General features: G+C 72.9%; 27 protein-coding genes and 1 pseudogene. 9 read left to right on the top strand and 19 right to left on the bottom strand.

What is annotated here, in order from left to right; genetic code table 11:
* Positions 1-53 precede the first annotated feature (53 nt).
* From TR50_RS05055 to TR50_RS05045, 3 genes are all read right to left on the bottom strand, one after another.
* Positions 54-227: a CsbD family protein gene (locus TR50_RS05055; protein ID WP_042414835.1), complete on the bottom strand. Its 174-nt coding sequence runs from the start codon at positions 225-227 to the stop codon at positions 54-56.
* A gap of 154 nt (positions 228-381) precedes the next feature.
* On the bottom strand, positions 382-1641 hold the full coding sequence (locus tag TR50_RS05050; protein WP_042414831.1) for a PP2C family protein-serine/threonine phosphatase: 1260 nt from the start codon (positions 1639-1641) through the stop codon (positions 382-384).
* Between the two features lie 368 nt (positions 1642-2009).
* Positions 2010-2453, bottom strand: coding sequence for a winged helix-turn-helix transcriptional regulator (locus TR50_RS05045; protein ID WP_042414828.1), 444 nt, complete (start codon positions 2451-2453; stop codon positions 2010-2012).
* A gap of 129 nt (positions 2454-2582) precedes the next feature.
* Between TR50_RS05045 and TR50_RS05040 the strand changes: the two genes are divergently transcribed.
* Together TR50_RS05040 and TR50_RS05035 are read left to right on the top strand one after the other, a co-directional pair.
* Positions 2583-3455, top strand: a complete 873-nt coding sequence (locus tag TR50_RS05040) for an aldo/keto reductase family oxidoreductase (RefSeq protein ID WP_042414825.1) — start codon at positions 2583-2585, stop codon at positions 3453-3455.
* Between the two features lie 179 nt (positions 3456-3634).
* Positions 3635-4093: an SRPBCC family protein gene (locus TR50_RS05035; protein ID WP_042414822.1), complete on the top strand. Its 459-nt coding sequence runs from the start codon at positions 3635-3637 to the stop codon at positions 4091-4093.
* Between the two features lie 129 nt (positions 4094-4222).
* On the opposite strand, the pseudogene TR50_RS05030 reads toward TR50_RS05035, so the two are convergent.
* From TR50_RS05030 to TR50_RS42305, 5 genes and pseudogenes are all read right to left on the bottom strand, one after another.
* Positions 4223-5112, bottom strand: a pseudogene (locus TR50_RS05030) (sigma-70 family RNA polymerase sigma factor).
* Positions 5109-5687 (bottom strand): carboxymuconolactone decarboxylase family protein, encoded by a 579-nt coding sequence (locus tag TR50_RS05025; protein WP_042414819.1) that lies wholly within the window; start codon positions 5685-5687, stop codon positions 5109-5111. The pseudogene TR50_RS05030 and the gene TR50_RS05025 overlap by 4 nt, the downstream one beginning before the upstream one ends.
* Before the next feature lie 166 nt (positions 5688-5853).
* Positions 5854-6201, bottom strand: coding sequence for an MmcQ/YjbR family DNA-binding protein (locus TR50_RS05020; RefSeq protein ID WP_042414818.1), 348 nt, complete (start codon positions 6199-6201; stop codon positions 5854-5856).
* Between the two features lie 104 nt (positions 6202-6305).
* The gene (locus TR50_RS05015; RefSeq protein WP_042414815.1) at positions 6306-6938 is read right to left on the bottom strand and encodes a maleylpyruvate isomerase family mycothiol-dependent enzyme; all 633 of its coding nucleotides are present in this window, start codon (positions 6936-6938) and stop codon (positions 6306-6308) included.
* 92 nt (positions 6939-7030) lie between these two features.
* Positions 7031-8464, bottom strand: coding sequence for a beta propeller repeat protein (locus TR50_RS42305; protein WP_152648260.1), 1434 nt, complete (start codon positions 8462-8464; stop codon positions 7031-7033).
* A gap of 215 nt (positions 8465-8679) precedes the next feature.
* Here TR50_RS42305 and TR50_RS46485 point away from each other — a divergent pair, with 215 nt between their 5' ends.
* Together TR50_RS46485 and TR50_RS05005 are read left to right on the top strand one after the other, a co-directional pair.
* Positions 8680-8853 carry a hypothetical protein gene (locus tag TR50_RS46485; protein WP_160311078.1) on the top strand — a complete coding sequence of 58 codons (174 nt, stop codon included), beginning with the start codon at positions 8680-8682 and terminating at the stop codon, positions 8851-8853.
* 217 nt (positions 8854-9070) lie between these two features.
* Positions 9071-10141, top strand: coding sequence for a phosphatidylinositol-specific phospholipase C (locus TR50_RS05005; protein ID WP_052440740.1), 1071 nt, complete (start codon positions 9071-9073; stop codon positions 10139-10141).
* Positions 10142-10156: 15 nt separating this feature from the next.
* Here TR50_RS05005 and TR50_RS05000 read toward each other — a convergent pair whose 3' ends face one another.
* Positions 10157-10720 carry an RNA ligase 1 family protein gene (locus TR50_RS05000; protein ID WP_042414813.1) on the bottom strand — a complete coding sequence of 188 codons (564 nt, stop codon included), beginning with the start codon at positions 10718-10720 and terminating at the stop codon, positions 10157-10159.
* A 199-nt stretch (positions 10721-10919) separates the two neighbouring features.
* On the opposite strand from TR50_RS05000, the gene TR50_RS04995 reads away from it, so the two are divergent.
* On the top strand, positions 10920-11177 hold the full coding sequence (locus TR50_RS04995) for a hypothetical protein (RefSeq protein ID WP_042414808.1): 258 nt from the start codon (positions 10920-10922) through the stop codon (positions 11175-11177).
* Positions 11178-11252: 75 nt separating this feature from the next.
* Here the strand turns inward: TR50_RS04995 and TR50_RS04990 are convergent, their stop codons facing one another.
* The 4 genes from TR50_RS04990 to TR50_RS04975 form a co-directional block, all read right to left on the bottom strand.
* A complete protein-coding gene (locus TR50_RS04990; RefSeq protein WP_042414805.1) occupies positions 11253-11579 on the bottom strand; it encodes a DUF6401 family natural product biosynthesis protein in 327 nt (108 codons plus the stop codon).
* 94 nt (positions 11580-11673) lie between these two features.
* A complete protein-coding gene (locus TR50_RS04985) occupies positions 11674-12471 on the bottom strand; it encodes an ArsR/SmtB family transcription factor (protein ID WP_042415401.1) in 798 nt (265 codons plus the stop codon).
* 113 nt (positions 12472-12584) lie between these two features.
* On the bottom strand, positions 12585-13460 hold the full coding sequence (locus tag TR50_RS43930) for a DUF998 domain-containing protein (protein WP_369405693.1): 876 nt from the start codon (positions 13458-13460) through the stop codon (positions 12585-12587).
* A gap of 469 nt (positions 13461-13929) precedes the next feature.
* The gene (locus TR50_RS04975) at positions 13930-14472 is read right to left on the bottom strand and encodes a hypothetical protein (RefSeq protein ID WP_042414803.1); all 543 of its coding nucleotides are present in this window, start codon (positions 14470-14472) and stop codon (positions 13930-13932) included.
* A 97-nt stretch (positions 14473-14569) separates the two neighbouring features.
* Here TR50_RS04975 and TR50_RS42300 point away from each other — a divergent pair, with 97 nt between their 5' ends.
* Positions 14570-15538, top strand: coding sequence for an ArsR/SmtB family transcription factor (locus TR50_RS42300; protein ID WP_152648259.1), 969 nt, complete (start codon positions 14570-14572; stop codon positions 15536-15538).
* A 24-nt stretch (positions 15539-15562) separates the two neighbouring features.
* Here TR50_RS42300 and TR50_RS04965 read toward each other — a convergent pair whose 3' ends face one another.
* Together TR50_RS04965 and TR50_RS04960 are read right to left on the bottom strand one after the other, a co-directional pair.
* Positions 15563-16321 (bottom strand): response regulator transcription factor, encoded by a 759-nt coding sequence (locus TR50_RS04965; protein ID WP_084699760.1) that lies wholly within the window; start codon positions 16319-16321, stop codon positions 15563-15565.
* A complete protein-coding gene (locus TR50_RS04960) occupies positions 16318-17205 on the bottom strand; it encodes a sensor histidine kinase (RefSeq protein WP_084699784.1) in 888 nt (295 codons plus the stop codon). The genes TR50_RS04965 and TR50_RS04960 overlap by 4 nt, the downstream gene beginning before the upstream one ends.
* A 138-nt stretch (positions 17206-17343) precedes the next feature.
* Here TR50_RS04960 and TR50_RS04955 point away from each other — a divergent pair, with 138 nt between their 5' ends.
* Positions 17344-18078, top strand: coding sequence for an ABC transporter ATP-binding protein (locus tag TR50_RS04955; protein ID WP_042414800.1), 735 nt, complete (start codon positions 17344-17346; stop codon positions 18076-18078).
* A gap of 32 nt (positions 18079-18110) precedes the next feature.
* Entirely contained in the window at positions 18111-20456 is a 2346-nt protein-coding gene (locus TR50_RS04950) for an ABC transporter permease (protein ID WP_236654284.1), read from the top strand.
* 36 nt (positions 20457-20492) lie between these two features.
* On the opposite strand, the gene TR50_RS04945 is transcribed toward TR50_RS04950, so the two are convergent.
* From TR50_RS04945 to TR50_RS04930, 4 genes are all read right to left on the bottom strand, one after another.
* On the bottom strand, positions 20493-20927 hold the full coding sequence (locus TR50_RS04945) for a hypothetical protein (protein WP_042414795.1): 435 nt from the start codon (positions 20925-20927) through the stop codon (positions 20493-20495).
* 107 nt (positions 20928-21034) lie between these two features.
* A complete protein-coding gene (locus TR50_RS04940; protein ID WP_084699759.1) occupies positions 21035-21748 on the bottom strand; it encodes a TVP38/TMEM64 family protein in 714 nt (237 codons plus the stop codon).
* Positions 21736-22413 carry a thiaminase II gene (tenA, locus tag TR50_RS04935; RefSeq protein WP_042414792.1) on the bottom strand — a complete coding sequence of 226 codons (678 nt, stop codon included), beginning with the start codon at positions 22411-22413 and terminating at the stop codon, positions 21736-21738. The genes TR50_RS04940 and tenA overlap by 13 nt, the downstream gene beginning before the upstream one ends.
* 43 nt (positions 22414-22456) lie before the next feature.
* Positions 22457-23260 (bottom strand): DUF4389 domain-containing protein, encoded by an 804-nt coding sequence (locus TR50_RS04930; protein WP_042414789.1) that lies wholly within the window; start codon positions 23258-23260, stop codon positions 22457-22459.
* Between the two features lie 487 nt (positions 23261-23747).
* On the opposite strand from TR50_RS04930, the gene TR50_RS04925 reads away from it, so the two are divergent.
* A partial coding sequence (locus TR50_RS04925) for an NsdA family TPR-like regulatory protein (protein WP_160311076.1) occupies positions 23748-24943 on the top strand: 1196 nt, incomplete at its 3' end.

Here is a 24943-nt window from a genome sequence, read left to right as displayed (position 1 = left end):
TGGGACCGCCTCCCACGTGGGCACGCGGAAGGCGGTCTCGGCACGACGAAGCATCAGTGCTTCACGGCGTCCTTCGCCTTCTGCCCGGCCTGGCCCAGGTCGCCCTTGATCTGCTCGGCCTTGCCCTTGGCCACCAGGCGCTCGTTGCCGACCGACTTGCCTGCTGCCTCCTCGGCCTTGCCCTTCGCGGTCTGCGCCGTGTGCTTGATCTTCTTGCCAGCGCTCATGGTTGCTCATCTCCTGTCGGAAGCTGAAGACTCCCCCACGCCGCGTCTGCCCCCACGGCGGCGTTTCACCCACCGAGTCGTCGGCCTTCCTGGGCGAGCCTGGCCCGGCCCGCGTCGGACCGCCCAGGCGGCTGAGCGCCACCGGGACCTCCGGTCACGTGGGCAGCCCCGTCAGGTCCGCGGCCTCCGCGGAGGGCCGGGTGTCCGTTCCCAGCCACTCGCAGAACAGGATGGTGGCGTCGTCCTGGAGTCGCCCCTGGTGGTGGTCGAGGACCGCGTGGACGACGCGGCGCAGCGTCTCGGGGACGGGCAGTCCGTCGGCGTGGTAGCGGATGAGAAGCTCGACGAAGCGGGCGAGGCCGAACTCGGGGCCACCGGCTCGTCTGGCCTCGGTGATGCCGTCGGTGTACATGACGATCCGGTCGCCGGGCTCCAGTTGCTCGCGGCACAGGGACACCCGGAGGCCGAGGTCGGTGCCCATGGGGTGCGCCGGCGCGCACCGCAGCCGACTCGTCCAGCGCCCGGCGCGGATGATCAGGGGCAGGTGGTGACCGCGGTTGACGAACGTGAACGCCCCGGTGTCGGTGTCCAGATCGGCGAGGATGGCGGTGGCGTAGCGCTGGTGGTGGAACTGCTCGATCAGGTCCGCCTCGATCCGCTCACTCGTCTCCACCAGGCCACACCCCTGGCGCCGGGAGCTGCGGCAGGTGGCCATGGCCAGATTCGCGGTCAGCCCTGCTGCCGTGTCGTGGCCCATGGCATCGAAGATCGACAGATGGACGTGGGTTCCGGCGGTGGCGTAGTCGTAGGCGTCGCCGCTGACCTGGTAGGCGGGCTCCAGCGCGGCCGCGATGACCACGCGCCCGTCGGCGTAGGTGCGCGGCGGCATCAGGTGCCACTGCATCTCGGCCCCTACCGCCATGGGCGCGGTCCGGGTGAGACGGGCGTACGAGTCGCTGCGGTCGCGCTTGCCGGCGATGACCAGGGCGGTGAGCGCGGCGAGGGCTTCGGCGTCCTCGCGCACCGCGTCGTCGTCCCGGGTGGTGGAGACCTGCAGCACTCCCAGGCGTTCGGTCCCGTTCAGCATCGGGACCCACCAGGGGCGACGGCCGTCGCTCCGCTCCGGACCGGCCGGAAGGATCTCCCCCGTCTGGTAGGCGCGCCCTGCCACGGTGCCGTCGATCCGCAGCTCCGGCGGGTCTGCCCCCGGGTCCTGGCCGGCGTCAGGACCACGGCCGGTCAGCAGCCGGAGGTTCCGCAGCTCCAGGTCCGCGAGATACACCCGGGAAGCGGGGAATCCGGCCGGGGCGCCGCAGAGATCCAGGGCCTCGGGAAGCATCTCCAGCGGCATGAGGTGGCTGGCCGAGAGCAGGTCGGCCAGCATGCGCCGTGCCGGGCCTTCCCACTCGGTCATCCGGGCACCTCCAAGCGTGAGGGCACAGAAGCAGCCGTGGCTCCAGTCTTCCGGTGTCGGGGGCTCGGCGCACCCTCAAGGGGGGCGGGAAGACCGCAGGGACGGGGAGGCCGACGCGGGGAGAGAAGGTGCTGGCATGGACACTTCCCCATCCGGACCGTCGCTACAGGAGCCCCAGCCGCATCCGGACGGCAAGCTGCCCCGTGAGCGGATGCTGGCCGGCGCCCTGGAGATCGTGGACCGGGACGGGGTGGAGAAGCTAGCGCGTAACGGGCCAGCGCGGTGCGTTTGGCAGCTTCGGGTGCCCTTGCCGCACACATCGCCCATGACCGTGCACCACCACGGGCCCTTGGCATCCTGTTGTGGGTTCAGGCGACGCGGGTGTCGTAGGTCTGTCGGTTGGCGAGCACATCGTCCATGTGCACCTCGGCCCAGGCCTTGAGTCCGCGCATCATCTCGTACAGCGACAGGCCGAGACCGGTCAGCTCGTAGGAGACCGTGACCGGCACGGTCGGCACCGCAGTGCGGGAGACCAGGCCGTCGCGCTCCAGGGAGCGCAGCGTCTGGGTGAGCATCTTCTGGCTGACGCCGGCCAGTAGGCGCTGGAGCTCCGAGTAGCGCATCACCCGGGGCCCGCCGGCGCAGTCGGCGCCCGGCTCGTGCGGGCTGTCGCTGCCCAGCGCGGCCAGGATCAGCGTGACCCACTTGTCCGAGATCCGGTCGAGCAGCTTGCGGCTCGGACAGGCCGCGACGAAGGCGTCGTACTCCACCTTGGCCTGCGCCCTTCGCTGGGCCGCCGTCATCGTCGCCATGGACGGTTCCTCTCACCCGCGGGTGCCCTACACACTTCGAAGTGCCTACTTCCCGGCAGAAAGCTACGCACCAATAGTGGTGCAAGGAGCCGTCAGGCACCACCCCTGGCTCGACACGAAAGGCACACCATGAGCACCCCCTCCACCTCGCTGCCCGGCGGCACCTGGACCCTGGGCGACCTGACCGTCACCCGGTTCGGCTACGGCGCCATGCAGTTGGCCGGCCCCTGGGTCATGGGTCCGCCCGCCGACCGCGAGGGCGCGCTCGCCGTCCTGCGCGAGGCCGTCGGCCTCGGCATCACCCACATCGACACCGCCGACGCCTACGGGCCGCACATCACCAACCAGCTGATCCGCGAAGCGCTGCACCCGTACTCCGACTCGCTGCACATCGTGACCAAGGTCGGCGCGACCCGCGACGCGGAAGGAGGCTGGCCGCCTGCGCGCAAGCCTGAGGAGCTGCGCCGGGCCGTCACCGAGAACCTGGAGAACCTCGGCCTCGACACGCTGGACGTGGTCAACCTCCGGCTCGGCGACGCCCAGGGCCCCGTGCCCGGTTCGCTCGCCGAGGCGTTCGAAACTCTCGTCGAACTCCAGCAGCAGGGACTGATCCGGCATCTCGGCGTGAGCAACGCGACGACGGCACAGGTGGCCGAGGCACGCTCGATCGCGCCGATCGTGTGCGTCCAGAACATGTACAACCTCGCCCACCGCCACGACGACGACCTGATCGACGAGCTCGCCGAACAGGCCATCGCCTACGTGCCCTTCTTCCCCCTCGGCGGCTTCAGCCCGCTGCAGTCCTCGGCCCTCACGGCCGTGGCCGCCCGGTTGGACGCGACGCCGATGTCGGTCGCCCTGACCTGGCTGTTGCAGCGGTCGCCGAACATCCTGCTGATCCCCGGCACCTCGTCGGCGGCACACCTGCGCGAGAACGCAGCCGGCGCGGAACTCCAGCTCTCCGACGACGACCTCGCCGAGCTGGACAAGATCGGCCGCTAACCCCACGGCAGGCAGCAGCTCCGCGAATCCTTCCTGCTCTGCACGTGGCTGGGAACAGACGTCCGATCCTCCGCGCAGGCCTCGCAGCCCTCTGACAGGACAGCTTTCGGATGTTAGGTCCTGGTTTATGGGGCACACGCACCAGCGTCAACGCGTAGCCGAGCGGAATGAGGAGCGGCATGAGCATGGTGCAGGAATCGGTCGAGGTGGAGGTGCCGCTGCACACCGCCTACAACCAGTGGACTCAGTTCGAGGAGTTCCCGCGGTTCATGGAGGGAGTGGAGGAGGTCACCCAGATCGATGCGCGGCACAACCACTGGAGGACCAGCGTCGGTGGGGCGACTCGCGAGTTCGACACCGAGATCGTGGACCAGCTGCCCGACCAGAAGATCGCCTGGCGCACCATCGGCGGCGAGGTACAGCAGATGGGCGTGGTGACGTTCGAACCCCTGGACGCCCAGCGCACCGCCGTCCGCCTGGCCATCGACTTCGTGCCGGACGGCGTGGCGGAGAAGGCCGCGGACATGATGGGCATGGTCGACCGGCGCGTCAAGGGGGACCTGCGACGCTTCAAGTCGTTCATCGAGGACCGCGGTATGGAGAGCGGGGCGTGGCGTGGCCGGATCACTCCGGCCTGACCCCCCGACGGAAGACGCCCACCCCGTCCTCCGCCTCGCCGCCGTCGGCGTCGCCCGCTCGGGCGGCTGCCGCGGCGGCGCGGGTGTCCGGGTGTCCGGGGCTGGATGCCCGGAACACCCGCGCCGGGGCTACCTGGTGAGGTCGGCCGGACTGTCGAGTCGCGTCAGTTTCTCCGGGTTGGATGTCGCGTAGATCCGGGTGATGTGCCCGTTCTCGATCACGAGGCTGACCGCGGCCCGGCCACTGTCGGATTCGATCCGGATCGCGGGGACGCCGTTGAGCCACACCACCGTGTATGCGAAGGCGGCCCGGTCGGTGCCGGCGAGCATCGTCGCCACGAGTCGGGCCCCGTGGACGGGGGCCGGGGCGGCGGCCGTCCGCCCGCCGCCGTCGGCGAGGAGGACCACGTCCGGCGCCATGGTCTCCATCAGTTCCTGGACGCGGCCGGTGTTCAGTGCGGCGAGGAACCGGTCCATCACGGCCCTGTGCTCCGACGGGCTCACGCTGACGCGTGGCCGCCGGGCGGCGACGTGGTCCCGGGCCCGCCGGGCGATCTGCCGAACCGCAGCGGGTGTCTTGCCCACGGCCCCGGCGACCTCGTCGTAGGGCAGGTCGAACACCTCGCGGAGCACGAACACCGCCCGCTCGGTCGGGCCGAGCGTCTCCAGGACGGTCAGCATCGCGATCGAGACGCTCTCGGCGAGTTCGACGTCGTCGGCGACGTCGGGGCGGGTCAGCAGCGGCTCCGGCAGCCACTGGCCCACATAGTCCTCGCGGCGGCGGGCCAGTGCGCGCATGCGGTTGAGCGCCTGCCGGGTGACGGCACGGACGAGGTAGGCCCGCGCGTCGTGGACCTGCGACCGATCGACATCGGCCCACCTCAGCCAGGTCTCCTGAAGCACGTCCTCCGCGTCCAGGTCTCCTGAAGCACGTCCTCCGCGTCGGCCGCGGAACCGAGCATCTCGTAGGCGACGGTGAACAACAGACCCCGGTGGGCGACGAACGGTTCCTCGATCACGCCCCGGCCCCGGCGGAGGACGCCGCCGGCCGCTCGGCCAGCGGGATCGCGCAGTTGTCGGAGAAGCCCTGCGAGGTGACCCCGTTCGCCACGTTGGCCCTGGTCGCCAGGTTGACGTAGGCGACGAACGCGGTGAGTTCCACCATCGCCGGAGCCCCGAGCCGCCGCAGCAGGCCGGCGTACTGCTCGTCGGTGACGGTCGGCGGCGTGTCCGTCATCGCCTCGGCGTACCCCATGACGTCGCGCTCCAGCTCGGTGAACACGTCCGCCTCCCGCCACCGCGGCACCTGGCTGGCCTTGTTCAGGTCCAGGTTCTCGTTCTGCGCCTGGAAGTAGCCGACGTCCAGGCACCAGCCGCAGCCGACCTGCGACGCGACGGCCATGTGCGCGAACGACCTCAGGCCCGGGGCGACCGCGCCCCACGCCCCCACCTTGGCTCCGAACTCCAGGTTGTCCTGCGCCGCCTGGGGGCTGTGCCAGAGCACCTCCACGTTCTCGGGCACCATGCCCAGCTGCTTGATCATGTTCTCCTCGAGATCGACCGGGAGCTCGGCCTTCGGCAGGCGCAGCGCCATGCTGACTCTCCTTGCTGTGCGCCCCCTTGCGGGGCGGTTCGGCATGAAGACACCGCCCGGCCCACGCATGTGACAACCACCGCTGCTCGGCTACTGCCGCGGCCGCACCCCGGCCGGCAGTCCCGACGCGGCGGCACCCGCCCCGGCGTGGCGGACGGCGGCGGTGTCAGGCCGGCCGAAGGCGCTTGGGCAGTTTCGCGAGGATCGCATCGTAGGACTCGTCGACGGCGGCGAGCAGTTCGTCCTCGGGGATCCCCCCGCTGAGCGCGAGGCTGTTCCAGCCGTATCGGCCGATGTAGGAACTGGCCGTGACAGCGCCGGGATAGCGCGCCAGCCACTCATCGGCCGTGTCACGGTCCGGGCCGCACTTCAGGCCGATGGCATCGCCCGCCGGGGAACCGAGGAACGCGAACACCTTGTCGCCCACCTTGGCGACGACGTCACCCTCCCACGGCTCGTCCTGCCAGGCTCCGGGTTTGGCCAGGCAGTACTCGAGCAAGCGCTCCCAGATCATGATCAGCCACCTCCGTCTCGACTGCCGACCTCACGGCACTATCCCAGTCCGTCCCCCGGCGGGCGCGTCGTGCCGGGCGTGCGGACGGCCCGCGACCTACGGGGTCAGAAGGCGGCGATCGAGTCCGGAGCACGTTCCGCGCGGGTGAGCGCGCGCAGGACGGGCACGGAGCCGTGCCGTCTGGCCGCCAGTGTGGCCAGTAGGCGGACGACGGCGTCGGTCGCCGCGGCGGGCAGTTCGGGCGTCGGTACGCCCACGCTGACCGCCAGGTCGTCGAGGTGCACGACGAGTTCCATCAGGCGGTTGGTCAGCAGGTCGGCCAGGCTCAGTGAGGGCGGGCCCCACGGGAACTGCACCACCCGCTGCGGGGACTGGCGCGGCAGGTCCCGGCGCAGCCGGTCGAGCGTCTCCGCGGTCCGGGCCGCCAGCGCCTGCGGGCCGGCCGCTGCGTACTCCGCGCCGCGGCCCCTGCTCCCGCGGTGGACCTCGCCGTCCTGGTCGGCGTCGAGCCACCTGGCCTGAAGCAGGGAGTCCAGCAGCGTCACGGGCTCGGTGTCCGGTTCCGGGCCGTCGAGCACCTTGGCCACCACGCCGATCTGCCCGGCCAGATGGCCCGCGAGCCCGCTGACGGCGTAGCCCTTCAGGGCGCTGGGCTCGTCCCATGCGTCGGCCACGGACGGATGCGCCAACAGCGACACGGCCGCCTCCGCGGCGGCAAGGTAACTCTCGCTGGTCATCTTCGTGTTGTACCACGGTGCTGTCCCACGCACCCGTGACGACGGGTCGGACGCGTCATCAGGTGTCCGCGCCGGGGCGGGCTTCCGGGAGCTCACTCGTCCGGGGCGGCCAGTCGCCAGGCCAGGGCCCCGGAGCAGGCGAGTCCCGCCAGCAGCAGCAGGAAGGACAGGACGGACGCGACGGTGTAGCTGTCCGGGCGGGCGACCGTCCATCCCAGGAAGGGCAGGAGGGTCAAGAGCCCGGTGCCGAGGGCCGCACCGGCGAGCGTTCGGCGCAGGGCCGGGCCGTCGGCTGGGCTGCCCGCCGGGCGCCGCCTGGTGATCGACAGGCCGAGGAGGACGACGGCGCCGACCGCCGCCAGCACGACGACGCGCATCGCCGAGGGCTCACCGCCCACCCGGTCGAACACGTCCAGCACGACCAGCCAGGCGAGACCGAGCGTGACCCGCAGCCCTTGCGCGGCAAGGACCGCTCGGGACGCCTGCCGGCGTACGCGCGAAGCGGCGAGGCCGACCAGGACGGCGAGCCAGCCCGCGCCGAGGGCGAACAGGTACCTGGTGGCGATGCCCTTGCCGAATCCCGTGAGCGGGGCCGCGCGAGAGGGATCCGGGTCGGCCTGCGCCAGCCCGCGACGCGCCCAGTGCCCGCTCGCGTCCCGCACGACCAGCCCGTCGTTCTGGTCGGCGACGAGGACCACGTGGCCGCCCGACGCGGGCAGGACCACCAGCGAGGTCGAGGCGAACGACAGGGTTCCCGCAGCGACCGGGCCGCCGAAGTCACCGGTGCGCCGCAGGTACCGCTCACGCCCCGGGGAGAGCGCCCAGGCCGTCGACCAGCTGCGACCACCGTCGTCGCTCTGCTCGACCAGGGGTCGGCCGGTCACGACTCGGTAGCATCGGCCGGGATCGGTCGGCACGCACGCCTGGGTGCGCACCACGAGCCCCGGTACGGCCGAGGCGCTCGGAACGCCGCCGGGGCCCTCCTGCCACGTCGCACCCTCGTCCCGCGAGCTGAGGACGGTTCCCTCGGACGTCGTGGTGGCGCCGCCGAACTCCAGCACCACGACCGCGCCGTCCTTCGTACCGACGACCGCGTCGCTGTACGGATGCCAGGGATACGCCGTCGCCACGGTGGCGGACACCACCAGCGGAACCGCCACCAGGACGCGGATCCGCGCGACGAGCCGCCCGCGCGTCCGTGCAGGCCGCGTGCGGGTCCACACCCACCACGAGACCCCGAGCGCAGGCAGGGCCAGCAGATCCCACGGGTCCGCGACCACCCGGGAAGGCAGCATCCAGGACCACATCCCGGACGCCGCGGCGGCGGCCGACGCGGACGACTTCACGACCACGAATCCGACCCCGGTCGCCAACAGCGCCGCGGCCGCGATCCGGTCCCCGGACCGACGACCCACGCTCTCGAACAGCAACGCCAGCAGCGGCGGAACCGCCACCAACCCCGCGACATCACTGAGCTTGCCGGTGAGCAGACCGGGCAGCGCCTCCTTGAGGACGTGGTCGTTCACGGCCAGCACCAGGCCCGCCACCAGGGTGACCGGGTGCCCGACCCATGCCGGCGTCCTGCCTGGACACGCCTGCGATGCCCTTCGTCCCAACGACATGGGAAGAGGGTCCCAACGCCGAGTCACATTCCGAACGCGGGAACGTCTCTGATCTCCCCACAGAAGTCGGCGCAGGGGCGTGTGGTCTACGCTGCGGAGACTTCGCTTGGGGGTGTGTGATGCAGGTTCAGGCGCTGGTGGACTTGGTGTTCGCCGCAGGGGTCTGGGCGCTTCTGGCCCGGATCCGGGTGTTCGGTCGGCGTCGGCCGCTGCTGGCCGTTGTGGTGGCGGCCCTGTTCGCGGTACCGGCCGTGCTCTGGGTGGTCGGTGCGGTGCTGTACACACCGGCATGAGCCGGGCCCGGGATCTGGATGTGCCCATTGCGAGCGGTGAGGTCCCCTGGGAGGATACGCGTCGTCCGCGGCTGTTACGAACCGGTAACTTCCCGCCGGACGACCGGTGTTGGGCTGCCACAGGCCGTACCCGGCCTGACTGTGCGAGCCCGATCCACCCGCCTGGAACCCGACTCGACCGAGTCGGGTCCGGCTCAACGACCCGAGGGGGCACCACATGATCGGAGCTCGCCGCGTTGCCTCACGTGCGGCACTTCTGGCGGCCGCGCTGACCTGCCTGGCCGGTGCCGTGGCCACGCCCGCGCTTGCCGACCAGACTCCAGGCTATTCCCACGACGGCACCATCGGCCTGACGGCCACCGACTGGATGGCCCGACTGTCCGACTCGACCCTGCTGAGCGAGATGTCCCTCCCCGGCACCCACGACAGCGGTTCGTCCGTCTTCGGTGGCGACATCGCCTTCACGCAGTCGATGAACCTGGCGACGCAGTTGAACTCGGGCATCCGCGCCTGGGACATCCGGCTGGGCGAGTACTCCGGCCGTCTGGAGCTCTACCACGGCATCGCCCGGCAAGGGCAGGACTTCCAGAACGACGTGCTCGCCACCGCGGACGCCTTCCTCCAGGCGCACCCCACCGAGTCCATCCTCATGCGCGTCAAGGAGGAGCAGACCGTCACCGACTTCGCCGACCAGGTGCACAGCTACCTCGCCGCCGACCCGCACGTCTACCGCGGCAGCAGCGACGACCCGCAGTTGGGCGACATCCGGGGCAAGATCGTGGTGCTGCAGGACTTCTCCTCGTCCACCCGCGAGGGAATCCCCTGGAACAACAGCGACTGGTCGGTCCAGGACAACTACACCCTGTCCAACAACTGGGACCTGGCCAACAAGTGGCACAGCGTCGCGGCGCAGCTCGACGCGGCCAGTTCCGGGCCGGCCACCGAGACCTACGTCAACTTCCTGAGCGGCTCGGGCGGGTCGTTCCCCTACTTCGTCGCCAGCGGCCACTCCAGCCCCGGGACCGGCGCGCCCGACCTGCTCACCGGATGGACCCGTGGCATCATCAACTCGTGCGGCGGTTCGTCCAGTTGCATCCCGGAATACCCCAGCGTGAACTGCTTCCTGGGCACCTGCTCCGTGGCCTTCCAGGGGACGAACGTCCTCGCCATGCAGAAGATGAACGCGACGTCCGGCACGCACCACCGCTACGGAATCGTCTACTCCGACTTCCCCGGAGCCGGGTTGATCCAGGACATCATCAACTCCAACGCCGGCTCCGGTAGCTGACGTTGGGGAGCCCGTTCACGCGCTGAAGTCACGCGCCTTGATCTTGGCGAAGCGGACGCCGTCCGGGTGGTGCCAGACGACACCCTCGCAGCCGTCCGCGTCCGCGAGCGCGAGCACGGCGGCCCGGACGCCGTCGAAGGTGAGCTCGGGGACGTCCACGGTCAGGGCCGTGGCGTGCTCGACGAGGCGGTGCGTCCCGACTCGCTCCGGATTGCCGTTGATCTTGGGGCCGACGAGCTCGAAGGTGCCGGTCAGGCCCTCCCGCAACGTCGTGTTCGCCAGGGCCTCGGCGTGGAACTTCGCGAAGGCGGACTGCGCGACGGGCTCCCAGCCCATCGTCTTCCCCGTCACCTCGTCCGTCTCGACCGGGACGTAGTTCGGCGGCGGCGTCCTGCCGGGCTTGACCTCGCGGCGCGCCCACCACTCGCCCTGGGCGTCGAGCATCACGCAGGTGCCGTCGAACTTCCGCGTCGCGACGCCCTCTCCGTCAAAGACCCACTGGCACACGGGGTTGCCTTCGGGGAGGACGTGCGCGCGGTCGTCGGGGTCACGTCGGAACAGGGTGGGGATCTTGCGCATGAGGGTTCCTCGGTCGGCGTGGTCGCTCGCGGGTGGCGCGGGCCGTCCCCATGGTGGATCAGGCGAGGACGCGGCGGCATCTCCTTTACCGCTGTCTCCTCAGACCGCCGTCTCCTCAAGCCGCCGTCTCCTCCGTCGTGCGCCTTCGCCGCCTCCTCGACGGCGTGCGCGCGGGGTCGAGGCGGCGGAAGCTGGACGCATGACTCAGGCAGACGCGGGATCGCCGCACCCGGGCCGCCCGGCCCACCCCGTCGAGGTCGGCGCCCTGGAACCGAACGCGCACAGCCGTCAGGTCCGCATCGTGCGGCCCGGCACCACGCCGGTCGTCGTGGCCTGCTCCAGTCGGCGCCAGTTCGAGGAGGTGGTGCGCCGGGAGCGCCCCGACCTCTCCCCCGCTCCGGACGACGCCACCGTCGTGCACTGGGCGGACCATCCGGGCGAGTGGCCTTCCGAGTGACCGTCCGTCCCCGACCGGGCTCCGCCGACGACCCGCCGACGACCCGTCGACGGCCCAGCTCAGCGGACGTCGGGCTCAGCGCGCGTCCGGCTCCAGCAGCCGGTGCTCGCGCACCAGCCAGCAGACAGCGGTGAGGCGGCACACGGCGTAGTCGTGACCGACGGGCTCGCGCCAGCCGATCTCGTCCAGCGCGTCCAGGAAACCCAGCGCGTAGTCGGAGAGGTCCTCGGGGTCCGGCGCCTCGGCCGCCAGGTCCGGCGAGGGACCCCGCAGCCGTTCCCGCAGCTCGGCCACGTGCTGGTCCACGGCCGCGGCGAACCCGGGCTCGGAGGCGAACTCCGCGATGCGCGCGGTGTACGCGTCGGCGAGTCGCGCCAGGGGCGCGAACCGTATCTCGGACATGCGTTCCAACATACGGTCCTCGCCGGGCGAGGTGACCCGCTACGGGAAGTCCGCCCGTGAGACCTTCGGCACAGCGGCGTCCCGCGCGGGGACGTCAGCTGGTGGGGGCCATCTCCCAGGGCTGCTGCGGCAGCACCTCGCCCGTCTCCAGAAGGGACTTGAGGTTGGCCATCACAGCCGGCCAGCCGTGGGAGACCGCGTCCTGCGCCTTCGCGTCGGGAAGGTTCTCGTGGGTGACCGTGAGCCGGACGATGTCCTGGTGCGGCTCGATCAGGAAGGTGACGACCGACGCGGCGGCGAGCTCGTCCCCGCCGGCGTCCCCGCCGGCGTCCGCACCCTCGCCCTCGTCCTCGAAGGTGATCACCAGGCGGGTGGGCGGCTCCGCCGCCAGGACGCGGCCGACGACGTCGGCGACGCCCGAGCCGTCGGTGCGGCGGTGCTCCCAGCGGGAGCCCTGCCGCCAGTCGGAGACGTTGGCGTGACCCCAGAAGCGGGCGGTCAGATCCGCGGAGGTGAGCGCCTCCCAGACCTGCTCGGCGCCGGCGCGGATGTAAGTGACGTAGACGTAGGTGGGGACGCTCATGGCGCGCTCCTCTGCCAGTTGCTTGACGGCGCTGATCACCTGAAGGCGGGGACGGTCAAACTCCGAGATCCACCGCCGCTCGATCTCGTGGATCGGCGCGGGATTGAGGTAGTGGAGCCGCTCCCGGCCGCGTCGGACCACGACGACGAGGTTCGCCTGGACGAGCAGGTCGAGATGCTGGGTCGCGGACTGGCGCGTCATCGCGAGGCGCTCGCAGAGCTCGTGCAGGGTCTGGCCGTTCAGCTCGCGCAGGCGGTCCAGCAGCAGGCGGCGCGTCGGGTCGGCGAGCGCCTTGAAGACCGCGTCCAGGCCGGGCTCGGGACCGGGCGGGGGCTCGTGGTCTTCTGTCGGGGGCAGGCTCACTCTTCGATTATGCAGGCATCTGCCTGCATAATGTCAACGCTCCGGGCTCGCCGCGGCCGTCACGACCATGTGCCCGCGCCGCCGCCGACCCAGGTCACCTGCGCGGGGTCGTCCAGGTTCACGTCGTGGTGCCCACGGTCGCGGCACAGGCGCAGCACGTCCTCGGGGCGGAAGGCCGGGCCGGCGTCGTAGCCCTGGATCTCGACGCGGCGGAAGGGGCGTGCTCCCGGCACCACCGCATGCACGGTGACCAGTGTCTTCGCGCTCATGCCTCCAGACTGCACCCGGCTGCCCTGCCAGGCATCCCGGATCGCGACCGGCTCCGCGACCAGCTCAGGGGCCAGATGGCGGGACCACTCGGGCATCAGGCAGGAGGCCACGACGACCAGCGGCCACAGCGCCTGCCCGGAGGTCAGCACCCGCTCCACGAGCCCGGCGTCGCCGTGGCCCCACTCCTCGTCCGCGAACCAGAGCGCCCCGAGCAGGAACAGCACCGACACCGCCACGGCCAGCGCGGGCCGCAGTGCCCACGCCTGCCGGTCTCGGCGGCGGAAGGCCGCGAGCGCCGGCCAGACGGCGAGGAAGGCGTAGCCGACCACGACGGAGCTGCTGTGCCGCATCGAGCCGCCGCTCATGGGCACCGGGGAGAAGGCGACCAGAACCGCCGCGACTCCCCCGAGGGCCAGGGCGATCCGCCCCAGGGCGCCCGCCGCACGCAGACCCAGCGCGGTCACCAGATGGCACACGCCGAGCGTGCCGATGGCCCCGGCCATCATCCAGGGATCAACGGCTCCACTGCCGGCCAGTTCGCTGATGGTGTCCGTCTGGGGGTCGTATCCCGGCCCCTGGAGGGCCGCCGACACGAGCCAGCCGCTGACCAGCACCACGGGCGCGAGCACCGACGACAGCACCGCCCACCATGCAACACCTCGCATCGGCCCACGGTAAGCACGTCGCCACCCGCGACGGCGGGTCCCACGCGGAAAGATTGTCCGTTTTGCACCACTCGGGCGGCCGAGTGACGCCTCCGGGCTCCGCGCCAGGCCGGGCAGGCCGGGCGGCGCCGATCGGCTGGGCCAGGGCTGCCGGGCTCCGTGCCAGGCCCTGCGCGCCAGGGCAAGGCGGGAAGGCAGGGCCGAGGCGGGCCCACGCGGGCCGACGCGGGCCGACGCGGCCATGGCGAGCCGGAAGGGCGGCCTCAGGCTGAGTCCCACGGCTCCTGGCCAGGACGGACCGACCGGGGCGAACCGACTCGGGGCCGCTGGACACGGATCCTCTGGGGTCAAAGCGACTCGGGCCAGGCCTGCCCGGCTCTGCTCGGGGCGAGCCAGGCCCGGCCTGGACCGGCTGGGGTGGGACCAGGGCGGCTCGGTTCGGGCTCGGGCGACCGGTGGGCGGCCCGGGTCAGGTCAGGTCGGCGCAGAGATCCTCCGTCGGGCCGTCGTGGGAAGCGACGTAGGGGTGGTGAGCGGCGTCGATCTGGAGGGTGAGGTGACCGGTCAGGATCCAGTAACCAGGCGCCGAGTAGGGGTTGCCCGGGTGGATGCCCAGGCCGAGGTGCCCGGAGACGACCCAGGTCTGGCTGCCGTCGGCGTGGTAGTACAGCCACGCCGTCCCGGTCAGGTTCTCGTCCACCGAACGACCGGTGGACTCGTTCGTGTAGCGGACCACGAGCTGGCCCGTGATCTCCTGCTCCGTGGGCGCCCCCGAACCGTCCACGGCCAGCGTGCGGATCTTCTCGCGGTCGGCGACGGGGACGCCGGTCAGCGTGAAGGCGCAGGCGTTGCCCGCCGGGTCCGTGAAGGTGCTGCTGCGGTAGGGCTGCCAAGGTCCTGGCTGGTCGGCCGGCGAGGCGCTCGCCGTCCCGGTCGCCGGAAGGGCGAGGCCGAGGGCCAGGCCGCCGGTGAGCAGGACACCGACGGCGCGGCACGTTCTGGATGTGGTCATGCACCGAGCCTGCGACCACGGCCGGCGCCGCGCGATCCTTTCGACCGCAGCCGAATCGTGCCAGGCTGAATTCGACGTCCTGCCGGAGGAGATGGCGATGCTGCGGTTGCACCTCACGCCGGACGACCTCCTCCGGGTCCGCTTCGCGCCCGCGCCGTCGCCGTTGCTGGAAGGCGTGTTGGCGCTGACGCTGGTCCGCGCCGGAAGCCCCGATCCCGCGCTGACGCGGTGGCGGCACCGGATCGCCCTCGAACTCCCCTCCCCCGTCAGCGCGCTGCTCGAACTGCTGCGGCCGGACGACGGCTTGGGACCGCTCTTCCTCGATCCTCCGATCGCCGACGCCGACGACGCGCTGGCCCAGGTGCTCAGCACTCGACGCGGCGAGGCCGCCGAGGAACTGCGGTACGTATGGCGGGATTTCCGCCGGATGCCGGTGCAGGCCTCGGCGCTCGCGGCCGGGGATGCCCGCGCCTGGCGGGAGTTGGGCATGTCGTTGGACGTGCTCGTGCACCGGGTCCTGCCGCCGTGGTGGCCGCGGATCCAGGCGGGCTTCGCCGCCGACGTCGCCTGGCGGGGCCAGGTCCTCATCGCGCAGGGGCTGCAGGCGATGCTCGCCGGCCTTGTGCCCGGCGCCGGATGGGAGAGCGGGGCGGTCCTGCGGCTGCCCCGCGCCGGGGAGACGGTCGACCTGAGGCTGACCGGGCGGGGCCTCACCCTGGTGCCGTCCCTGCTGTGGCGGGGCACGCCGCTGCGCGCCGCGCACCCGGACGGCTCACTGCTGCTGGTCTACCCCGCGCTGACGCCGCTCCCCCTGATCCCGCCGCAGGGGTCGGGCTCCGGCCCCCTCGCCGCCCTGCTCGGCCCGACCCGCGCCCAGGTCCTGCAACTGCTCGCCCACCCGCAGACCACCGGCGGTCTGGCCCGCCAGATCGGCATCAGCGCCGCCACCGCCTCCGACCACGCCAAGACCCTCCGCGCGGCCGGCCTGGTGGCCACCACCCGCGACGGCAAGTTCGCCCGCCACACCTGCACGACCCTCGGAGCCCGCCTCCTGGCCGGGAGTTGACCGTCGGCCGCAGGAGCGGCGCTCTCAACCACCGGGCCTGATCAGTCCGGTCTCGTACGCCAGCACGACCGCCTGTGCGCGGTCCCGCAGGCCCAGCTTGGCGAAGATCCGGGCCACATGCGTCTTGACCGTCGCCTCGCTCAGCGTCAGGACCGACGCGATCTCACCGTTGGACAGACCCCTGCCGACGAGGGTCAGCACCTCCCGTTCGCGTGGCGTCAGAACCGAGAGCGTGGAGTGGGCGGTGCCGGCCGACGCGGCCGCCGGGCCGGCCGCCCGGTCGGGAGAGGCGAAGCGCTCCACCAGGCGGCGGGTGATGGAGGGGGCCAGCAGGGCGTCGCCCGTGTCGACGAGGCGGACCGCTGCGGCCAGGTGCGTCGCCGTGACGTCCTTCAGCAGGAAACCGCTCGCCCCGGCCGCCAGGGCGGCGTAGACGTAGCGGTCGAGGTCGAAGGTGGTGAGGATGAGCACCCGGCACGTCGGGTCGAGGGCCAGGACCTGGCGGGTGGCCTCCAGGCCGTCGAGGTTGGGCATGCGGATGTCCATCAGCACGACGTCCGGTCGCAGCCTGCGGGCTGCCGCCACCGCCTCGGCGCCGTCGGACGCCTCGCCGACCACCTCGATGCCGCGGCTGGTGAGGATCAGGCGGAAGCCGGTGCGGATCAACTCCTGGTCGTCGGCGATGACGACGCGCGGCGCCCGGACGCCCTCGGCGGCCACCTCCGTCGCCGGCGTCGCCTCCGGCTCGACCGCTCCCGCGGACCGCGGCCCGTCCGCGCTCATGCGCGCTCCAGCGGGATCCGGGCTCGGACGCGGTAGCCGCCGCCGAGACGGCGGCGGGCGTCGAGGTCGCCGCCGTAGACGGCGACCCGTTCACGCAGTCCCGTCAGGCCGCGTCCCGCGCCGGGGTTGGCGGACGCGGCGGGCGCGGCCCCACCGGAGAGGACGCTGGAGCCGGTGGTGAGCACCTCGACCCGCAGCGAGGCATCGGCATAACGCACCGTCACCTCCGCTGCGCCGCCGTCACCGTGGCGCAGCGCGTTGGTGAGGGCCTCCTGCACGATGCGGAACGCGGTCACGTCCACGCCGGCCGGCAGCCCCCGGGGCGTGCCGAGAATCCGCACCTCGACGGGTACCCCGGCGAAGGAGACCCGGTCGACCAGCGAGCCGAGCCGGTCCAGACCGGGCTGCGGCCCGAGTCCGTCGAACCCCAGCGGGCCCTCCTGCGAAGGGCCGAAGGACGGGCCGTCAGACACGGACGTCTGGTCCTCCTCCGGCTCGGATCCGTCCTGGGCGGGGGCCAGCAGGCCCAGCAGGTGCCGCAGTTCCGTCATCGTGTCGCGTCCCGCGTCCTCCACCGCGCGCAGCGCCGACGCCGCCTCGTCGGGCAGGACGGTCAGCACCTCCCGCGCGGCGCTCGCCTGAACGACCATCAGGCTGACGTTGTGGCTGACGATGTCGTGGAGCTCGCGTGCGATCCGCGCCCGCTCCGCCGCGACGGCGGCCCGTGCCGCGTTCTCCCGCTCCCGCTCCAGCAGCCAGCCCCGATCGCCGAGGGCCCGAAGCCGCGCACGGCGCTCCCGCGCCCAGGCAGCTGCCAGCCACCCCGCCCCGACGCAGGCCGCCACCAGGGCGCCGACCAGCCAGTCCCACCATGTTCCCCGCACCACGCCACCCTGGCAGATCCTGCCGCGACGCGCGTCCTACGGCGGATGCACGCGCCTACATCCACGGGATGACAAGGCGGCCCGGTTGCAACCTGGGTGGGATGCCCGGCCCGCGACGCCGGCTCTACGTTTCCTGGCATGACGAGTCGACCAGCGAACAAGCCCGCCCCCGACGCCCCTTCGCCGCCGAGGACGGTGGTGCGACTGGAGGACGTGCGCAAGGAGTACGGCGACGCCACGGCGCTGGACGGGGTCTCCCTGGAGATCCGCAGCGGGGAGGCGGTCGCGGTGATGGGCCCCTCCGGCTGCGGCAAGTCCACGCTGCTCAACATGGTGGCCGGCCTGGACCGGCCGAGCTCCGGGCGGGTCGTCGTCCACGGCGACGACCTGACGGGGCTGGACGAGACCGGTCTCGCGCTCTTCCGGCGTCGCCGGATCGGCATGGTGTTCCAGTTCTTCAACCTGCTCGACGACCTCTCGGCCCTCGACAACGTCGCCCTCGCCGCCCAGTTGACCGGGACTCCGGCCCGGCAGGCGCGCCGACGCGCCCAGGAGCTGCTGGACGAGCTCGGCATCGCCGACCGCCGCAACGCGTACCCGGCGGTACTGAGCGGAGGCGAGCGCCAACGGGTCGCGGTGGCACGGGCACTGATGAACCGTCCGGCACTGCTGCTCGCCGACGAGCCGACCGGGGCGCTGGACAGCCACGCGGGCGAACAGGTGATGGACCTGCTGCTGGACCTGAACCAGATCGGCCAGACGCTGCTCCTGGTCACCCATGACAGGCGTCTGGCCTCGCGGTGCGCCAACCGCGTCGTCGACCTCGCCGACGGCCGCGTGGTCGGCGAGCGCAGCCTGGAGCGGGCCGGATGAGGACTGTGAAGGCTGTGGGGACTGTGAGGGCCGTGGGGACCGTGGGGGCCACGTCGGCCGTATGGGCCGTCGCCCGTGCGGCGGTACGGCGCAGGAAGCTCCAGACCGGCGTCATCGGCGTGGTGGTGCTGGTGTCGACGATGACGATCGTGGTCGCCCTCGGGCTGCTGGACGCCGCGTCCGCGCCGTTCGACCGGGCCTTCGCGCAGCAGCGGGGCTCACAGGTGACGGCCTCCTTCGACGCCGGGAGGGTCTCGGCCGCGCAGCTCGCGGCGACCGGTCACGCGTCGGGCGTCACGGCCGTCGCGGGCCCGTTCCCCGAAGCGCTGGCGACGCTGGACCGCACCGTGGTCACCCATGTCCCCGGCCCGGTCACGGTCGTGGGCCGGGCGGGGCCCGGCGGGTCGGTGGACCGGGTGAACCTGTGGGCGGGTCGCTGGGCCGCGGGCCCGGGAGAGGTGGTGTTCAGTTCCCCGCCGGGGATCCTGGGCGAGGGGACGCACGCCGCGCTGGGACGGCAGGTGGTCCTGTCCGGCGTCCGGTTCACCGTGGTCGGTCTCGCGTCCAGCGTCAGCGAGTCCGCGGACGCGTGGGTCGCCCCGGACCGGATCGCCGCGCTGCACCCGGAATCGGTGCAGATGCTCTACCGCTTCGCCCACGCCGGGACGGACGCCGAGGTCGCGGCCGACGTGCGGGCGGTCGCCGACGCCGTGCCGCGCGGCGCACTCACCGCCTCGGAGTCCTACCTGAGCCTGGAGCGGCGCTCCGAGAGCAGTCCGAACGCCTTCGTGCCGTTCCTCATGGTCTTCGGCATCCTCGGCCTGCTCGTCGCCGTGCTGATCGTGGGAAACGTGGTGAGCGGCGCGGTGGTCTCCGGCTTCCGCCACATCGGGATGCTGAAGGCGCTGGGCTTCACGCCGAACCAGGTCGTCGCGGTCTATCTGGTGATGGTCTCGGCACCCGCACTGGTCGGCTGCGCCCTGGGCGTCGTGCTCGGCGACCTGACGGAACAACCGCTGATGGAGCAGTTGCTCGGCAACGGGATCACCGGCGCCTACCTCGCGGACAGCGTGGGACTGAGCGCGTGGGTCGATATCGTCGCCCTGCTGGGCGTGCCGACCCTGGTGCTGCTCGCCGCGCTCGCGCCTTCCCTGCGGGCGCGCGGCCTGCCCGCCGCGCGGGCCGTCAGCGCGGGCAGCGTGCAGCGCGGGGGGCGCGCCCTGCGGATCCAGCGCGCGTTGACCGGGTCCCGGCTGCCGCGCTCCGTGAGCCTCGGTCTGGGCCTGCCGTTCGCCCGGCCGGGGCGCAGCGCGCTGACGCTCGCCGCGGTGGTGCTCGGCGTGACGACGGTGACCTTCTCGACCGGGCTGGCCGCCACGGTCACCGCGTTCGGTGACGCGGCGGAAGGCGGCGGCGCCTACCAGGTCGTCGTCAACGCCGGCCGTGCCGACGTGGGCACGACCCCGCCGACGCACACCGACCCGCAGATCCAGGCACTGCTCGCCGCGCTGCCCGGCGCCACGCAGGTGACGCCGTCCGCGTACGTGCCGGTACGCCTGGCCGGGGCGGCCCAGGGACTGACGCTGACGGCCTACCGCGGGACCTCGTCCGACCTCGGCACGATGGTGGTCCGGGGCCGGTGGTTCGACGGCCCCGGCGAGGTCGTCGTCACCCCGGGCTTCCTGAACCTGCACGGCCTCTCGGTGGGAGACCGGCTCACCCTGCGGACGGCGGGCCGGGAGGAGCGGGTGACCGTCGTCGGCGAGAGCCTCTCCGGCGATCCGGACTACCTCTCCACCGACTGGACCACCGCGACCGCGCTCGCCCCCGGCGTCACGGGCCGCCAGTACCTGGTGAAGCTGGCCCCGGGCACGAGCGTCGACGCCTACCAGCGCGCGGTGCGCGCCGCCGACCCCGGCCTCCACCCGTCGGCCAAGGAGACGGTCAACGCCGCGTCGGTCACGGCGGTCGGCTCGGCCTCGGTGCTGACCCTGCTGCTCGGCGCGGTGGCGGCGCTCGGGGTGTTCAACACCGTCGTCCTGAACACACGGGAGCGTCGCAGGGATCTGGGGGTGCTCAAGTCCATCGGCATGACGCCACGTCAGGTCACGGCGATGACGGTCGTCTCGATGGCCGCGCTGGGCCTGGTCGGCGGAGTGGTCGGGGTGCCGCTGGGCGTCCTGGCCCACGCCCTCGTCCTGCCGCTGACGGGCCGGGGCGGCGGCATCGACTTCCCGCCCTCCATGCGGGATGTCTGGCATCCGGCCGGTCTGGTCCTGCTCGTGCTGTCCGGCGTCGCCCTGGCCGCCCTCGGCGCGTTCGTCCCGTCCCGAGCGGCGGCGCGCCTGACGATCGCCAGGGTGCTGCACAACGAGTGACCGGTGCGGGCGCGCCGCCGTCGACGCGCCCGCCCCTCAGCCGACCGGTCGAGCGGCCTCGCGCGGAAGAACGCCGGAACCCGTGAACGCGCGCCGCAGGGGAACGGCCGTGACGAGCACGAAAAGGCCGAAGGCCGTGATGGCCGACAGGCCGTAGGGGCGGGCGTAGGCGGCGGGGTGGCGCAGCAGGTCGGCCCAGCAGACCCACCAGTTCGCCGCCAGGTCGCCCAGCATCACCACCGCGCCCAGCCAGGCCGCCGCCGGGGCTCTCCGCAGCGCCAGCAGCACGACCAGCGGGTCGAGCAACAGCAGGGCCTGGAACCAGAGCTGGACGACCGGCGGCTCGCCGCGGTAGGCGTGCAGGCCGCCCTGGAGCAGGTACCAGGCGTGCACGGCCGTGCCTTCGGCGAAGCCGACCGCCCAGATCCAGCGCGTCCACCCGCCCATGGCGGGCGCCCTCATCGCGCGCATGCCGTCGCGTCCTCCCCCGTCACGGACATCATGCCAGCGTCCCATCATGGCGGTTCATGGCGGTTCATGGCGGTCGGCCAAGAACGGCGCGAGGCCCGGCCCCGGGCCTACCGCGGCAGCGGGGCGCGGCGGCGCAGGCGGGGGGCGAGGGTGACGGCGGTCAGCAGGACGAGGGCGCCCAGCGAGGCCCAGGTGCCGGTCTGGCTGGGGGCGGAGGCCGTCGCGCCGGCGAGGACCAGCGCGGCCGTGCCGGGGACGACGCCCAGCGCGGTCGCCGCCGCGAACGGTGCGGGGCGCGTGCCGCCCACCGAGCAGCCGTAGTTGACGGCGGCGAAGGGCAGGACCGGCAGCAGCCGCAGGGCCAGCACGGAACGGAAGCCGTGGTCGCGCAGCTCCCGGTCGAGCGCGGACCAGCCGCGCCGCTCCAGGAACGCGAAGCGCCGCCCGCGCAGGGCCGCACGGCCGAGCGCGAAGGAGGCCGACGCGCCGAGGGTCGTCGCCGCGACCGCCAGGGGCAGCCCCTCGGCCAACCCGAACCACGCGCCCGCTGCCAGGTTCAGCACCGGCTTGGGCACCAGCACGACCGTGGCGGCAGCGTAGAGCAGCAGGAACAGCGCGGCCGCGAGCACGGGCGACAGCGCGGCGAAGGGATCGGCTCCCGTGAGCACGTGCGAGGCGAGGTGTTGCACGCGGGCGACCCCGAGCACCGCCGTCACCGCGCCGGCCGCCACGACCGTCGCGGCGAGCAGGGTCAGCGCGACGCGTCGCCTTCCAGGCCGGGCCGGCCGGGCCAACGGGGTCGGCGGGGTCAGACGGGCCAACGCTCGCCCTGCCACGCCGCGTCCCAGAACATCCACTCGTAACGGGAGGAGGTCGTGAACCGCTCGCGCATCCGGTCCCGTTCGACCGGGGAGACCTCGGCGCCCAGCGCGTCGGTCAGCTCCAGCACGCGGCGCACCACGGACTGGAAGGCCTCGTCGCCGTAGGCGGCGATCCAGCGGGCGTAGAGCGGGTCCGGGGAGGACTTGGCGAGCAGGTGCTCGCCGACCCGGGCGTAGATCCAGTAGCACGGCAGCACGGCGCCGACCGCCTCGGCGTAGCTGCCCCCGTGCGCGACGGCCAGCAGGTGGCTGGTGTAGGCGCGGGTGGTGGGCAGCACGAGCTCCTGGGGGTACCCCCGGCCGGAGGCTGGGGGAGGCTCGTCGCCCAGCTCCGCGCCGAAGCCGGCCAGCATCTCCTGTTCGGCGGCGAGCGCGCCCACCGCGTCCTCGACGAAGGCCTGGAGCGCCGAGGTCTGCGGGGCTCGCGCCCCGCACAGCGCGAGGGCGCGGGCGTAGTCGCGCAGGTAGAGCGAGTCCTGCTCGACGAAGTGCCGGAACGCCGCGCGCGGCAGGGTGCCGTCGGTGAGCCCGCGCACGAAGGGGTGCGCGAGGATCTCGGCGTAGATCGACTCGATGTCGGACCACAGCTCGTCGGTGAGACTCATGCCGCAGACCCTGCCATATCCGGCCGGGCGCAGCCGCCCCGGGTCAGCGGATGGGACCGGCGCCGACCGTGGTGACCGTCGTGGTCGTGGTCGTGGTGCCGTTGTCCTGCGACTGCACCGCGGAGCTCCAGCCGACGTTGACCAGTCCGAGCACCAGGAAGACGACCACCAGCACCTTCGCCCCGCCCGACAGCAGCAGGGGCCGGCTCGCCGAGCGCCGCTCGACCAGCGCGAGCGACTCGTCGCCGAAGAGGCGCTTGGGGTAGGCCGCGGTCAGCATCGACGCGTACGCGCCGAAGCGCATCGCGAAGCGCGCGGTCGCGGCCGTCGCCCCGAAGACCGGCTCCGGCAGGCGGCCGAGGACCAGCGCGATCAGCCAGAAGAAGAAGCACAGCGCGTACCAGCCGGAGGTGACCAGGCTCTGGAGGATCGCCACCGGGATCATCAGGATGAGTCGGAACAGCACCGCGAGCCGGTTCAGCTCGGCCGGGCGCACGTCGACCTGCACGGGGTAGCCGGGCGCGTCGAAGGCGAACGGCGGGTACCGGTCGACCAGCAGCATGCTGTAGGCGTAGACGCGCGTCCGGTAGACCAGCAGCCCGACCAGGTAGCGGGCGATCGGCCCCGGCAGCCGGCCGAGCACGAGGGCGGCGAACCAGCCGACCACGACCGCGAAGAACCCGATGATCTCGAGCACGACCAGCACGACGTACTGCGGCACCGCCAGCAGCCAGCGCAGCAGGATGGTCCAGCGGCGCTGGGCGTCCGGTGCGGGCAGGTCGAGCTCCGGGACCACCTCGGTGTTCGGCATCGGGGGCGGGGGCGCCCACAGCTCCTGCTGTGCCATCACCGGTTCCTCTCTGACCGGAGGGCGCGGCTCGGGTGACGAGCCGTCGGATCGTCAGCATCGCGCGGGCCCGGGCGGGGCGCGCGCCGGGCTGGCCCGGATGGTGGAGACGAGGGGTCACGCGGGGGGCGCACGCCGATTCAGTACGCGCTCGAACATGCGCTGACGCACCCCCCTCGCGCGCTGGCTCTCTCCCCCGGCTTCGACGCCGCGATCGAGCGTGCTTGATCGATCTTGGTCGACTGGCAAGCCGACGTGATCGCCTTGCGGCCGAGGATGCGAGGTGCGCACGTCGAACAAGATCGGGTCAGTGATCGCACACGACTTGTCATGCGCTGCACGCGGCTCGGGGAGCGCGCCCGGTCGTGCTCCCGTGCGCTGCGCCGGCCGCGCGTCAGGCGGGGGCGCACGGTCCATGAATCCGACGAGGGCCCGCGACCGATGCCGGCACCGTCAGCACCCACCAGGACCGGAGGTCCGCACGACCATGGCGCCACGGCACCCCAACGCACGCCTGCGGGCGCTCGCCCACGAGGTCGGCTGGAGCGGGGCCGCACTGGCCCGCGCCGTGAACCGGGCGGGAGCCGAGATCGGCCTGACGCTGCGGTACGACCGCACCTCCGTCGCCCACTGGATGGGCGGCACGCGCCCGCCGACGGCCGTCGCCTCCATCGTCGCCGAGGCCCTGGCCCGGCAGGTGGGACGCCAGCTCGGCCTCGCCGACGTGGGCTTCGCCGCCGCGGACGTCCCCGGTACCGCCGTGGCGGACGGCGGGACGGACGGCGGGACGGACGGCGCGGCGGACGCCCGGATCGGGGCCGGCGCCCGGCAAAACGTTCCGCCTGCCCGAACGGCCCTGCTGGACCTCACCGAGCTTGACGCAGCGGCGCAGCGCACCCGCCCCTACCGGCTGGGCGCACCGGCCTCCTTCCCCTTAGCCGCCCCGCACAGCGCGGCCACCCGACCCGCCCACGCTTCCGGCACGTCGAACGACCGGGTCACCGTCGCGCACGTCCGGTCGGCGCAGGACATGCTGCGCACCTTCACCACCGTCGACTCCGCCTTCGGCGGCGGTCACTCGCGCGCCGCTCTCACCGGCTTCCTGCGCAGCAGCGTCGCCGCGTGGCTCGCCGCGCCGGCCGCGCCCAAGGCGCGACGCGAGCTGCTGCTCGTCTCCTCGGCGCTCGCCTGCCTCGCCGGGTCCATGTGCTTCGACGAGCAGCGGCACGGCGTCGCCCAGGGCTACTACCAGACCGCCACTCTGCTCGCGGTCGAGGCCGACGACGCTCCCGGGCAGGCCGCCGCACTGTGCGCCCTCAGCGTCCAGGCCCAGGAGCTCGGCCACCGCGAACACGCCCTCGACCTGGCCGAGGCCGCCTCCGCACAGCGGGTCCGCCTGCCGACGTGGCTCGCCGCCTCGGTGACGGGCCAACTGGCCGTGGCGGCGGCCGCGCGCGGCGATCGCAGACGCGCGCTGACCGTGCTCCAGCGATCGGCGGAGCTGCTCGGCCGCTCCGAGGGGGGCGGCGAGTACCACCGGGCGGCGCACGAGCACCACGAGTCGGAGGTGCTCAGCGCGCTCGGCGACCGGGCGGGCGCGGTCGCGGCGTTGCGTCGGTCCCTGCAACTGCGCCCGCCCGAGGAGCGCCGGGCGCGCGCGGTGGGCGCCGCCCGCCTGGGCGA

The organism is Streptacidiphilus anmyonensis, from assembly GCF_000787855.1.
Classification (GTDB): Bacteria; Actinomycetota; Actinomycetes; order Streptomycetales; family Streptomycetaceae; genus Streptacidiphilus; species Streptacidiphilus anmyonensis.
The sequence above is the reverse complement of the archived record's forward strand: the minus strand, read 5'-3'. Positions and strand labels throughout refer to the sequence as shown.